General features: G+C 52.9%; 10 protein-coding genes, 1 tRNA gene and 1 pseudogene. 10 read left to right on the forward strand and 2 right to left on the reverse strand.

What is annotated here, in order from left to right:
- Positions 1-315 precede the first annotated feature (315 nt).
- Complete coding sequence (locus GX466_08065; GenBank protein ID NLH94151.1) at positions 316-1,419, reverse strand: amidohydrolase; 1,104 nt, start codon at positions 1,417-1,419, stop codon at positions 316-318.
- Positions 1,416-2,396, reverse strand: coding sequence for an aspartate-semialdehyde dehydrogenase (locus tag GX466_08070; GenBank protein NLH94152.1), 981 nt, complete (start codon positions 2,394-2,396; stop codon positions 1,416-1,418). The genes GX466_08065 and GX466_08070 overlap by 4 nt, the downstream gene beginning before the upstream one ends.
- Positions 2,397-2,509: 113 nt before the next feature.
- Here GX466_08070 and GX466_08075 point away from each other — a divergent pair.
- From GX466_08075 to GX466_08120, 10 genes and pseudogenes are all read left to right on the forward strand, one after another.
- Positions 2,510-2,585, forward strand: a tRNA-Arg gene (locus tag GX466_08075).
- Between the two features lie 15 nt (positions 2,586-2,600).
- Positions 2,601-4,523 carry an RNB domain-containing ribonuclease gene (locus GX466_08080; protein ID NLH94153.1) on the forward strand — a complete coding sequence of 641 codons (1,923 nt, stop codon included), beginning with the start codon at positions 2,601-2,603 and terminating at the stop codon, positions 4,521-4,523.
- A gap of 307 nt (positions 4,524-4,830) precedes the next feature.
- Positions 4,831-6,885 carry a Glu-tRNA(Gln) amidotransferase subunit GatE gene (gatE, locus tag GX466_08085; GenBank protein ID NLH94154.1) on the forward strand — a complete coding sequence of 685 codons (2,055 nt, stop codon included), beginning with the start codon at positions 4,831-4,833 and terminating at the stop codon, positions 6,883-6,885.
- 43 nt (positions 6,886-6,928) lie between these two features.
- Positions 6,929-7,294, forward strand: a pseudogene (locus tag GX466_08090) (GxxExxY protein).
- A gap of 45 nt (positions 7,295-7,339) precedes the next feature.
- Positions 7,340-8,722, forward strand: coding sequence for a Glu-tRNA(Gln) amidotransferase subunit GatD (gene gatD, locus GX466_08095; GenBank protein ID NLH94155.1), 1,383 nt, complete (start codon positions 7,340-7,342; stop codon positions 8,720-8,722).
- Between the two features lie 228 nt (positions 8,723-8,950).
- A complete protein-coding gene (locus tag GX466_08100) occupies positions 8,951-10,414 on the forward strand; it encodes a hypothetical protein (protein NLH94156.1) in 1,464 nt (487 codons plus the stop codon).
- A gap of 107 nt (positions 10,415-10,521) precedes the next feature.
- On the forward strand, positions 10,522-11,391 hold the full coding sequence (gene rfbA, locus GX466_08105; GenBank protein NLH94157.1) for a glucose-1-phosphate thymidylyltransferase RfbA: 870 nt from the start codon (positions 10,522-10,524) through the stop codon (positions 11,389-11,391).
- Positions 11,388-11,849, forward strand: coding sequence for a MaoC family dehydratase (locus tag GX466_08110; GenBank protein NLH94158.1), 462 nt, complete (start codon positions 11,388-11,390; stop codon positions 11,847-11,849). The genes rfbA and GX466_08110 overlap by 4 nt, the downstream gene beginning before the upstream one ends.
- 1 nt (position 11,850) lies before the next feature.
- Positions 11,851-12,750: a CoA ester lyase gene (locus GX466_08115; protein NLH94159.1), complete on the forward strand. Its 900-nt coding sequence runs from the start codon at positions 11,851-11,853 to the stop codon at positions 12,748-12,750.
- An 11-nt stretch (positions 12,751-12,761) separates the two neighbouring features.
- Positions 12,762-13,006: phenylacetate--CoA ligase (locus GX466_08120; GenBank protein NLH94160.1), on the forward strand; the 245-nt coding region annotated here is incomplete at its 3' end.

Genomic DNA, 13,006 nt, shown 5'->3' on the forward strand with positions numbered 1-13,006 from the left:
CGTACAGCGAACGCAGTGAGCATGGACGACAGGAGAATACGTAGAAGCGCTCTTCCTTTACTGACGTCGATGCTGCGCCCGATGCCAGCGTTTATCCTAGCGAAGCTTACTGGCCGTTAAGGCCTTCTATAGGATTCCGGATTCGTCTCCCGCATGATACCCGCATTTGATGCGAGAATTATGCGGGAGGCATGAGAGAGGGATGGAATCGGGCGCTAAGGGTGAGACAGGCAGGACATCACTGTGGGTAAACAGTTATGGCTCCCTTTCAAGTCTGGTGGATTACCAACTTGGATTGATAGAAAGCCAAATGTTTTAGCGGTGGGCTAAAGCGGCAAAAATATCAACGCCGGTGGCGAGGCAGGCTTCGTCGGGTAAAAACTTGTCGGAATGCAAAGGTTCCGCACATCCGGAGCCCAGCCAGAAGAGCAAGCCGGGGTAGAGGCTGGTGAAGAAACCGAAATCCTCGCCGGTGAGCGACGTCTCAGCTTCCTGGAACTTCGTTCCGGTTTCCGCGCAGGCCTGTTTCAACTCTTCCACCAAATCGGCGGAGTTGACCACAGGATCGTAAGTGACCAGAAAATCAACCCGATACTCAGCGCCATACATCTTTGTGGCCAGGGAAGCGTTGTTGCTGATGAGTTCGTTTATTCGCAGGCTCACTTCCTTGTCCAGGCTGCGATGTGTGCCCTCCAGTTTACAATGGTTCGGCACCACGTTGCGAATTGTTCCGGCCGAAACTTTTCCCACATGGAAGATCACCCGGTGCTGTTTGGCCAGGTCGGAGACGTCTCTCTCCATCAGGCTCAGGAAGTTGCGGCCGGTGTCCAGGGCGTTGATCCCTTTTTCGGGAAAGGCAGCGTGGGCGGTTTTGCCAAAGAACTGAACATCGAATTCCTGGGGCACGCCGAAGAATACGCCGGGGCGGCTGGAGACCGTTCCCACCGGCAATCCGCTGGCAACGTGCAGCGCGAAGGCGGCCTCCACGTTGTACCGCTGGATCAGGCCCTCGGCGATCACGCTCTGCGCGCCGCCTTCACCCTCTTCAGCCGGCTGAAAGAGAAAGAGCAGATTGCGCCGGACGTTTTGTTCAGCCATCCGCTCGATCAGGCCCAGCAGCACCGTCATGTGGACATCGTGGCCGCAGGCATGCATCAGTCCGGGGTTTTGGGAGGAAAACGGGCAGCCGGTGCTTTCAGAGACCGGCAGGGCATCCATGTCCGCGCGAAACAGCCTGTAAGGGCCTTCGCCGTGGCTGTATTCCACCAGAATGCCGTTATTGGTTGAAAATTCGTGGATTTTGATGCCAGAAATCTGCCTCAACCAAGACAGGATCAAGAGTTTGGTCTTTTCTTCCCGGAAAGCCAGTTCTGGAGTCCGGTGCAGTTCGCGGCGGATGGCGGCAAGGTTGAAGCTCATATCCTGCCTGCCAGTTGGGCGTGTTTGAGCAAGATGCGCACGGCGTTGGCGGCGGCACCGAGACGGACGTTGTGCCCCACATTCCAAAAGCAGAGGGAGTTTGGGCCGGTTCCGCGGCGCAGACGGCAGATGTGGCTGTCGTTAGAGTTACCCAGATCGCGCGGGGTGACATAGGTGTTTTCTTCAAAGGCGATGGACTCTGCTTTTTCCAGTTCCCTGGCGGCCAAGGAGAGATCGACCTCAGAAGCGAATTCCGCGTAGATGCTTTCGCAGTGACCATAGATCACGGGTACGCGAACGGTGGTGGCGCTGACTTCCAGGTTCCAGTTGTTTAGTATCTTGCGGGTTTCAAAATGGATCTTTTCCTCTTCCTGGGAGTAGCCATTGTCGGCAAAAGAGCCGACCTGGGGGATCACGTTGAGGTCGATGAGGTTAGGGTAGATGCCGTTTTCTGATCCACCGGCGCGCTGTGACTCGAGGGTGGCAACGCCCTTGTGGCCGCTTCCGGATACGGACTGGTAGGTGCTAACGACAACTTTGCGCAATCCGAAGAGCCGGTCCAGCACCGCCAGAGGCAGCACCATCTGGATGGTGGTGCAGTTTGGATTGGCCACGATGCCCTGATACCCTTTCAAAAGATTTCCGTTGATTTCCGGCACCACCAGCGGGACATCCTTTTCCTGGCGAAACCCGGAGGAGTTGTCGATCACCACGGCACCGCTTGCCGCCGCCAGGGGAGCGAATTCGCGGGCTACACCTGCTCCGGCGGAAAAGAGAACGTAATCAAAGGGTTCGCGCATTATGGCTGAAGTGAGTTCACGCACAGAGAGAGCCGTATCGGCGTAGTAGAGAGTGCTTCCGGCAGAACGAGCGGAGGCGAACAAGGTGAGGGATTCCACCGGCACGGCGAATTCCTCCAGACAGGTGACCATCATGCGGCCCACTTCTCCGGTGGCGCCAACAACAGCTAATTTCATGCTAAGTCCTCAATCGCGATAAATCTGAAAACCCTTTTCCGCAGAGGCCGGGCTTTTGTCAATGCAAAACTTGACAAAATCAGGCCTCCCTGAAATTTAACCTCTGAATTCGCGCCCCAGTAGCTCAGGGGATAGAGCAGCGGTTTCCTAAACCGTTGGTCGGATGTTCGAATCATCCTTGGGGCGCCATTTATAAAGGATTTTATGGCCACTTACGCAGCGGGTACCATCGTCTTTTTTTACCATCAGGCCGAGCTCTGCCTGGGCATTGTGGGCTCCGCGGAAGGCAACCGCCTGCGGGTTCTGGATACTGAAGGCGCCGAGTATCTGCTTCCAACCGATCGTATCGCGCTGGCTTCCTTGGATACTTTCCTGCCTGCTGAAACACGCACACTTTCCACTTTTATCGATATGATGGAACAATCCCTGGGTTTTCTGGAAAGTGAAGGCGTTCCGGCCCAACTTGCCCGTTTGCCGGCTCCCTTCAGCTTTGATCAGGCTTCCGAGGCTGTCGGCTGCCTTTCCGATTTCTGCCGTTTTGCCCTTTTCAAGCATCTTCGCCTGCGTGATGACCTCTACCTGATGAAAAAAGGTGTGTGGCGAGCACGCGACGAGGAAGAGACCGCGGCTTTTCTGGAAAAAAAAGAGAAGGAGGCGGCCCGCACAAGGTATCTGGACGCGGTGGCTGACTTTCTGGAACGGCTAGAAACTGCAGAATCTGGAATGCAGCACAAAAAAGCACCTGAGTTTGGGACTGGAGCTGAGGATGAGAGGCAGCTCGCTGCTGAATCTCGAGCACTGCTTATCTCCGGAGAGCCGAAAGACCTGGCCAGAATACTACGAGCTGGCGGACGGAACCTGGAAAGGTCGGTCCACGCTTTGCGCCTGGCTTTGGGCGATATTACACCGGACACTGATCCAGTTGCCGCAGCCAGCGGGATTCCTATTTCTTTCTCATCCGGACTGGCTTCCGGGGCGGCAACTCCGGAACAAACCGAACCGGAGGGTTTTGAAGCTTTCACGATCGACGCGGAGGACTCCGGTGATCTGGACGACGCCATCGACTGGCAGGAAACCGCTTCCGGCTGGAGTTTGGGCATTCACATCAGCGACGTGGCGGCTTGCATTCCTTTGCATGGTGAGCTTTGGCGCGCAGCCCAAGACCGCGTGGCTTCGCTTTATCTGCCCTCTCAAACCGTTCCCCTGCTGCCTGTGGAGCTTTCCGGCGGTGCTTTCAGCCTGCTTGAAAGCGAGGCTAGGCCGGTGCTTTCGCTGCGGGTGGAGCTTGACCGTGAGGCACGAGTAGTTGACTGCTCCTGGCGTCGCGGCTGGCTGCGGGTAAAGAAGAATTTGAGCTATGAAAACTTTGACAATATGCTGCGCTGCCAGGAACGCTCACCGCTGTTGGAACTCTGCCGCAAACTTCGCGACGCCAGGGTGGGGGAGAGCGAGGAACGTAAGCCTCGCTACAGCTGGAATCTAAAGGTTATTGGCGGTGATGTTGTAATGCAGCGGGAGGATAATCTCAGCCTGTCACGGTTCGTAGTCGAAGAGCTGATGATCCTCTACAACCGCCTGATGGCTGAGCGCGCCTGCCAAAGTGGCCTGCCTTTGATCTACCGTAATGTTACCCAGTGGTCCGAAGACGACAATGATACAGATAATTACGGTATCCAGGCCTATCTCTCCACCGAGGCAAAATTCCACCCCGGAGTGGGCGTCCAGGCTTATCTGCACGCCACTTCACCCATCCGGCGCTTCACTGACATAGTGAACCAGGCTCAGTTTTCAGCGCTGCTGGCGGGAAATGGGCAATGCTTTTCGCGCCAGGACCTTGAGGAACTGATCTTCAGCATCGAAAAACGCCTGCAACTGCTACGGGCTGTCGCCCATCGCAGCGAACGCTACTGGCTGCTGCGCTGGCTGGAGCAAAAACACCTTGGCGAGCCGCTTGATGCGGTGCCGCTGCGCCGGGTGAAACAAGGCTGGCTGATGGAGCTCAGCCGCTGGGAAAAACGGCTGGAGCTGTGTTGCGAGGAGGATTTGCCGCTGCGGGCGTCGGTTAAGCTGGTGGTGGCAAGTGTGGATATGAAGGAGTTGTTGGTTCGTGGAGACATTATACTCTGAGCAGCTCGGGGGCTGGTGTCTCAATCGATTATAAAACCTTTCCGGCCTGGATTCCAGGAGCCTTGTGATGAAGTTCAACCCCATTCAGACATATAGAGTCTGAGAAACCTGATAATCTGCTTTGTTCCAAATCATACAAGCCTTTCATTGAGCCTAATTCAATGGGACTTGGCGGCTTAGGTTCAAGCTGGCGGAAAACGGCTTCCTGAGGCTTTTTGCAGCCTTGGTTAAGGGTGTGAAATAATGCTGGACAAAAAAGGCACACCTCTGGAAAGTGACGTCTCACATTACATATTAGGGACCTTAATTGGACAACCCTCACCAACGAAATTGGCTGCTTAGCCGGGCAAACACCGGCTGGGTCAGCCTTCCGGACGCCGTGCAAGCGACCTGGCGGAAGCTTGGTTTCCGTTGCGGTCTGGAAGTTCACCAGCAACTGAACACCTCCCAGAAACTCTTCTGCCGCTGCCCCGCAGGCAAGTATCACGATTTTGATGATTTTGACGCCGAAATCGTGCGTCATATGAGGCCCACTTTGTCTGAATTGGGCGAGTATGACGGCACCGCCCTGATGGAATTCAAGACGCGGAAAAAGATAATCTACCGCATCAACAACGACAGCGCCTGCACCTACGAAGTTGACGACACCCCTCCTTTTCCGCTGAACCGGCAGGCTCTTAAGCAGGCAATGAAGATCGCCCTGCTGCTGAAAATGAAGATCGTAGGCGAACTCCACATCACCCGCAAGCAGTATCTTGACGGCAGTATCCCCACTGGATTTCAGCGCACTACCATCCTCGGCATCGAGGGAGAATTTCCCATCTCCAACAAAACCATCAAAGTGATCCAGTTTTCCGTGGAGGAAGATAGTTGCCGCGAAGTGTCCGATTTTCGCCATACCCGGGTTTATTTTGCCGACCGCCTTGGCATGCCGCTGATCGAAACTGTCACCTATCCGGATATGGAAACGCCCTGGGAAGCGGCTGAGGCGGCTCAGAACATCCGCTTTATCGCCCGCAGCTCAGGTCTTGTGCGCACCGGGATAGGCGCGGCCCGCGAAGATGTGAATGTTTCAATTGAGGGCGGCACCAGGGTCGAGATCAAGGGTGTGGCCCACATCTCCTGGATCCCTAAACTCACGCACAACGAGGCTTTCCGTCAGAAATCGCTGCTACTTGTCCGCGAGGAACTGCTGAAACGGGTGGCCGACCCGGCGAAATGGAAGCTGACTCATACTTTTCTGGACCCGGCCGACTGGCGCCACATCCCTCTGCTTAAAAAGTCCGGAAGCGTTGGCTGGAAGCTGATCGCGGTCAATCTGCCCCATTTTGCCGGCATCCTCAGCTTCTTTAACCAACCCGGACGCTGTTTCGCAGATGAGATCTCTGACCGCCTGAAAGTGATCGCCTGCCTGGAACGGCCTAACATGTTCCACTCTGAAGAGATAGCTGGATTAGGGCGAGGCACGGGCAGTGATTCGGGCAAAAAAGAGAACCGGATTTCTGAAGAACCCGTAGTCCAGGCTTCTCTGGATTCAAAAGACTGGTCCAGACTCCGCGCCGAACTGAAAGCATCGGACAATGACGCGCAACTCCTTTTTTGGGCACCGGACGAAGATATCAAAACTGCCCTGGAGACCATTGAGGAACGTTGCCAGCTTGCATTTGTCGGCGTGCCCAACGAGACCCGCAAATCCCTGCCGGACGGAATCACGCTCTTTGAACGTGTGCTGCCTGGCGCGGACAGGATGTATCCGGATACAGATTCCGCGCCGATCCCGGTCCACGAAGAAATGATCGAATCCGCACGACAGGGCCTTCCTGTGGATCTTTCGACAAGGCTGCAGCAGCTGGCGGACTGGGGCATTCCCGCCGACGCTTACACCTATTTGCTGCGCAACAACCTGATGCCGGTGCTGGAAGAGCTTTCCACCAGGCACGGTATCGAGCCCAAGCGCTTGGGGCTGCTCTATGCGCACCTGCTGAAAGGAATGCAAGGCCGCGATCCCCTGCCCTTCGACCACCAAAGGGTGGAGGACCTGCTGATCTTTGTTAAAAAACGCAAGCTGCAGCCGGATATCCTGCCCGAGATGCTGAAAGTCCTGTATGAGCACCCGAACATGCAATTTTCATCGGTGCTGGAGGTTCTTGGCTACAAGGAAATCCCGGCAGCGGGAATCCTGGAACAGATTCCGCTACTCAAAGCCATGTGGCCACGTGCAAAAACGCGCGGTCTGAAAAAGCCGGATGCTATCCAGCACTGGATAATGGGCCGGCTCCGCAAAATGGCTTTGGGTAACATTCCCCTGTCTGAGCTATATCTGGCCATCCAAAAAGAATTGTCCACGAATTGCACGAATTGACACGAATTTATGTTAATAAACATAAGAGCTGAGCGTGATCGATATGGAGCTGGACATACTTTATAAAGATGAGTGTTACAAGATATTGGGCGCGTGTAGGGAAGTTCACAGAACCTTGGGTTGCGGTTTTCTGGAACCAGTTTATCAAGAAGCTCTGGCAATTGAGTTCAAGCATCGGAATATCCCTTTTGAACGCGAAAAAGAATATGTTGTATTCTACAAAGGGCTTGCTCTATCTCGAACATAAAAAGTTGACAAGAGCATTATCGTTGAGCTGAAGACATTAAGCCACATCAACAAAGAACATATGGCGCAAATTCTCAATTATCTTAAAGCTTCTCATCTGAAATTGGGGCTTTTAGTTAACTTTGGCGTCACAGGCCTGACCCATGAACGCATTTTATTGTAATTACTTATTTGTGTGAATTCGTGTAACTTGTGGACAGATATATAGATGCTTGATTTATTCAAAGGCTACAAAGGCCGCGCCCTCGAGGTGCTGAAAAGCTTTCAAGCCAGAGTTTGGGGCGACACCACAGTGGAGACCACCCGCGGCACCTTCCAGGGTATCATCCTGCCCCGCAGCGAGAATGACGACGACAGCCACATCGTGATCAAACTCGCCACCGGATACAACGTCGGCATCGATGTGGACACCATTCTGGGCATGCAGGAGACCGGCTACAAAGAAGCGCATTACAAGATTCCAGAAAAAGAGTTTCCTTTCACGCCGGGATTGCCCAAAGTGAAGCTGCTCGGCACTGGCGGTACCATTGCCTCCCGGCTCGATTATCGCACCGGGGCAGTGATTCCGGCTTTCTCGCCCGGCGAACTCTATGGCGCGGTTCCGGAACTGGCGGAAATCTGCAATCTGGATACTGAAAAGCTGTTCGCCGTCTTTTCTGAAAACATGGGTCCGGAACAGTACAAGAAACTGGCCGTCTCCATAGGCAAGGAGGTGGAGAAAGGTACCCAGGGCATCATCATCGGCCACGGCACCGACACCATGCACCACACAGCGGCGGCGCTTTCCTATATGCTGCAAGACCTGCCCATTCCCGTGGTGATGGTGGGCTCCCAGCGCTCAAGCGACCGTCCCTCCTCCGACGCTGCGCTGAATTTGATGCACGCTGCCTTCACTGCCGGGCATTCCGACATAGCTGAGGTGATGGTCTGCATGTTCGGTCCCACCAGTGATGAATACGGCTTACTGCATCAGGGCACCCGGGTGCGCAAGATGCACTCCTCCTACCGCAGCACCTTCCGCACCATCGGCGACGTTCCCATTGCCCGCGTGACCAGGGAAGCCGTAATCCCCATCAAAAGGGATTACAACAAGCGCCGCTCAGACAACAAAGTAAAAGTGCTGCCCTTTTTCGAAGAGCGGGTGTCCATCGTCTATTACTATCCAAACATGCATCCGGACATCATCGATGCCCTCACCGATAACGGCTACAAGGGCATCGTGATTGCCGGCACCGGGCTGGGGCATGTCAACAAACCCGTCTATCCCGCCATCAAGCGCGCCGTGGCCAAAGGCGTGCATATCTACATGACCGTGCAGACCCTCTGGGGCTTTGTGCACATGTTCGTTTACGATACTGGCCGCGACCTGATGAGCATGGGCATCGTTCCGGGCGAAAACCTGTTGCCGGAAGTCGCCTACATCAAACTGGGCTGGGCTTTGGGACAGTCCACTAACCCGGATAAAGTGCGCGAACTGATGCTGACCCCCATCGCCGGAGACATCACCCCCGGCGAACCATACAACGGCTACCTCGTCTTCCAGGGCGGGCTGCCGGAGGTGGAGGAGTTCATCAGGAACTATCACAAGTAGCTCACAGTTTCATGGAGCATGGGAAACTCCAAGTTATACAGGGTGATGTTTTTGATGAATCCGAATCTCAAAGAAGCCATGGAAGCTACTAACATTGTTGGCTCGCAGGCGGATCGGTACTGTGATCAAGAATCCAGTCAGAACCATGCAGGTCTATATGGCTCGACCAATGCTTAGAGGGATGATTGCCACCTAAGCAAACAATTCGCAGTTAATTACGAGGTGGATATGAAAACCTATAGCTCAGAATGTACTGGCAAGAACAGAAAATGGCTGTTTTTGATCACGGTGTTGATTGCCTTGTTGGGACTGACCAGCTGTAAATCGTGCACCAAGCCAAACACAGGTTCCATTTCGGGCTCAGTAATTTTGGAGAACGACACAGCCGATTCCGGTCTTGATCCGATTGATTTCACTGGTGTTACGATTTCATTGTATCAAACCGCAGGCTTGGACACTACCTTAGTCAGGCTCAACGGGGCTTATCCAGGAATTGGCGTGACCTTGGATCAGAAGCTTGCTTTCGACCCTACCGCCGCAGAACCAGTATTTTCTACAACGACAGACGCGGCAGGTAACTATGTCTTCAAAGAAGTTCCCTACGGATCATATAACCTGATTGGCAGCAAAGATGGCTGGGGGACTGTATTCAGATACCGTATCAACGTTGCAAAGAATTATGAAACCAGCGTTGTGAATTTCACGATGTACCCGCTGGTTACGTTGGGCTCTTATATTGATTCGCCCATAACATTCAAGCAAGACCATACCTACAAAGCCCTGAACGATGTTTCCATAGTCGGAAGTTGCTCCTTCTTGGGCAACTCGCGGATAAATCTTGCCCGAAATGTGCAGATCAGCATTTTCGGTGAGATCACATCAGATATAGATTCCGGTTATACCCATTTTTCTCCTCTGGATACCGGGTCGCGATCAGACGAGTATTACCGGTGGAACACAATCAGGATATATTCTAACAATCAGTCCCTTCATAACATGTTTTGTTGGGGCGCAACTACCGGAATATCTTTGTTGGGCAATGACTGCACGGTTTCGAACAGCTATTTCCGGCTCTCCGATGATGGAATCTATGCCGGGGCACCCCGGACAAACATTCTCAATTGTTCGTTTGACAGCATGGCTTCCAAAGCCGTTTTTTATGACCAAGGGGTAAACAGCCCGACAATCAACCACGTCTTGGAGAACAACGTCATTTACAACTGCTTGAATGGCTTGCGCACCCAGGGTCAGGCAATCAGGATCAAAAACAACTACTTCATCTCCAACAGCAATGCCATTTATTCGTTTAGTACTTTTTACCACATAATCGAGAACAACAATTTTGACCAGAATGAAACCGCCATCATTTGCGCTGGAACCCAAATCCCCATCCAGTTCAACAATTTCTTTGAGAATCCGGTGAGTATAGATTTATCCGGTGCGTGGTACGGAGGGGTTACCCAACCAACAATTAATAACAACAACTTCTATCAGCGCACGGGATACGCGATCAAGGTATTACCCCTAATGACTCAATCCAAAGATTTTGACGCCACCTTGAGCTACTGGAAAGCCACCGATATAGATGCGATAATATTTGACAACCTCGACTATGCTCCAGTCTATCAAAGAGTGATATACTTGCCCAAAAGGAACCAGCCTGTTGCCAATTGCGGTATACAACTCAATTAGTGATTAAGTTATGAGTATCATTTGATGGACAACGACAAGTTCACATATAGAGGTTTTAAAATGATATGTATGATTCGATTGATGTTTAGTATGAAAAGGAGTCTGAAATGAAAGGGATTATCCTTGCCGGAGGATCCGGCACCCGCTTACATCCTCTCACGATTGCAATCAGCAAGCAGCTGATGCCGGTTTACGACAAACCGATGATCTACTATCCCCTTTCCACCCTGATGCTGGCTGGCATCAGGGAAGTACTGATCATCACCACTCCGGAAGACCAGGCAGGATTTCAAAAGCTTTTGGGCGATGGCTCTCAACTGGGGATGAGCTTTGAATACAAAGTTCAGAAGGTGCCGAACGGCCTGGCCCAAGCTTTTGTTATCGGAGCCGATTTTGTTGGCGAGGACAACGTCTGCCTGATCTTGGGCGACAACATATTCTATGGCGCGGACCTTCAATCCAGGCTTAGCAAATGCGTTGATCCCCAGGGAGCGATCATTACTGCGTATCCTGTAAGTGACCCAGAGAGATACGGAGTGGTGGAATTCAACGAACAGCGCCGGGCCATCAGCCTGGAGGAAAAACCAAAGCAGCCAAAATCCAATTACGCGGTGCCGGGACTTTATTTCTACGACAACAGCGTGCTGGAAATAGCTGCTCAGCTCAAGCCTTCAGCCCGCGGCGAGTATGAGATCACGGATGTGAACAGGGCATACCTGGAACAAGGCAGGCTGGAAGTTATAGTGTTTGGCCGCGGCACAGCCTGGCTGGACACCGGTACTTTTGAGTCATTGCTTCAGGCATCCCAGTTCGTGGAGATAATCGAAGAGCGCCAGGGCTTCAAGATCAGTTGCATAGAAGAGATCGCATATAGAATGGGCTACATAGACAAAACGCAGTTACGTTGCCTGGCTGAGCCCATCAGAAAAAGCGGATACGGTGAATACCTGATCCGTCTTTTGGAGGAGGAGAAATGATACCCAGCCCCATCGGCCATTATTTCGAGGACTTCAAAGCTGGCGATATCATCAGACATTCTGCCAGTAAAACGATTTTTGAAAGCGACAACAACCTGTTCAGCCTGCTGACCATGAACCACCATCCCCTGCACACGAACCGGGACTTCGCTGAAAAGAGCCAACACGGGCAGATCTTGGTTGTGGGCACTTTGGTCTTTAGCATTGTGGTGGGGATGACGGTTCCGGATATCAGCGGCAAGGCGATTGCCAACCTGGAATACGAAAAGGTGGATCATTTGGGTCCGGTGTTTGTCAACGACACGATCTATGCCCAAACAGAAGTCCTGGAAGCCAGGCCTTCGTCCTCAAAACCCGACCGCGGCATCATCTATGTGGAAACCACAGCCTTCAACCAGGACGGCAAGCCGGTGCTGAGGTTCCGCCGCCACGTCCTGATCGCCAAAAAAGGAGCTTGAGATGACAGATATCATCATGCGCAGCCTGATGTTCGTGCCCGGGCACAATGAAAAGTTGCTCACTAGCGCCGCCAGGAGCGAAGCCGACGTGCTGCTGCTGGACCTTGAGGATTCCGTGCAGCCGGAAGCCAACAAACCCATTGCCCGCAAGACCATTTTCGAATGGGTAAGCTCCGGCCGGCTAAAGAATTACTACGTTTTTCCCCGGGTGAACGACCGCGAAAGCGGCCATCTGCTTAAAGACGTGCAAGCCCTGACGATTGATGGCATCCACGGCTTCATGTACCCGAAATCCCGCACCGGCGAGGACGTTTATTTCTTCGATAAATTGCTGGAGACCATTGAATACGAAAAGAAAATCCCGGTGGGAACATTCAAAATCATCCCTTTGATAGAAACTGCCGGTGCGGTTGTAAACGCCCAAGACATTTGCCGAGCATCAAAAAGGGTGGTGGCCATAGCCTTCGGCTGTGAAGATTTTGTTAGCGACCTGGAGGGAATCCATGACCTTGAAGGGCAGAGCATTTTCACGCCCCGGGCCCTGATTGCCTTGGCAGCCAGGGCTAATAAAGTGATTCCCATTGATACAGTGCACATCAACGTGCACGATCTGGAAGACCTGGAACAAAACCTCATCCTGGCCAAAAACCTCGGCTTTGAGGGCATGCTGGTGCTGCATCCCAAGGAGTTGCCTCTGGTGCATAAGTACTTTTCACCCACTCAACAGGAATATGACGATGCCGTGGACATGCTGCGCCTCTATGATGAATCCCAGGCAGAGGGGAAAGGGGTGGCGGTCAAAAACGGAAAGTTCATCGGTCCGCCCATGGTGATCGCTGCCAAGAAAGTGCTTAACCGGCATGATTTGATTGAGGCCAGGCGCAAAAAGCTTGGCCACTAGATGGAAAAACGATGAAGCTGCCAAACCACATTACGCAAGCCCCGGAAATACTCCGCCGGTATCTGTTTTATCAAAAGAGTCAGCATTGGAACCGCCAGCAGGTACTTGACTACCAGAATGCCAAGCTGAAAGAGATTGTCGTCTATGCCGGAAAATATGTGCCGTACTATCGCGAGCTGTTCCGCGAAATTGGGCTGGATACTTCCACCTTCAGGGGGATCGAAGACCTGCAAAAGATCCCCTTGCTGGATAAGGA

The sequence above is a fragment of the Candidatus Cloacimonadota bacterium genome (genome assembly GCA_012516855.1).
Lineage (GTDB): Bacteria > Cloacimonadota > Cloacimonadia > Cloacimonadales > Cloacimonadaceae > Syntrophosphaera.

Bases quoted from the DNA above. Each gene is read 5' to 3' on its own strand.
- GX466_08065 (NLH94151.1), bottom strand. From the start codon at position 1,419: ATGAGCTTCAACCTTGCCGCCATCCGCCGCGAACTGCACCGGACTCCA.
- GX466_08110 (NLH94158.1), top strand. From the start codon at position 11,388: ATGATACCCAGCCCCATCGGCCATTATTTCGAGGACTTCAAAGCTGGC.
- GX466_08100 (NLH94156.1), top strand. From the start codon at position 8,951: ATGAAAACCTATAGCTCAGAATGTACTGGCAAGAACAGAAAATGGCTG.
- GX466_08070 (NLH94152.1), bottom strand. From the start codon at position 2,396: ATGAAATTAGCTGTTGTTGGCGCCACCGGAGAAGTGGGCCGCATGATG.
- rfbA (NLH94157.1), top strand. From the start codon at position 10,522: ATGAAAGGGATTATCCTTGCCGGAGGATCCGGCACCCGCTTACATCCT.
- GX466_08115 (NLH94159.1), top strand. From the start codon at position 11,851: ATGACAGATATCATCATGCGCAGCCTGATGTTCGTGCCCGGGCACAAT.
- GX466_08080 (NLH94153.1), top strand. From the start codon at position 2,601: ATGGCCACTTACGCAGCGGGTACCATCGTCTTTTTTTACCATCAGGCC.
- gatD (NLH94155.1), top strand. From the start codon at position 7,340: ATGCTTGATTTATTCAAAGGCTACAAAGGCCGCGCCCTCGAGGTGCTG.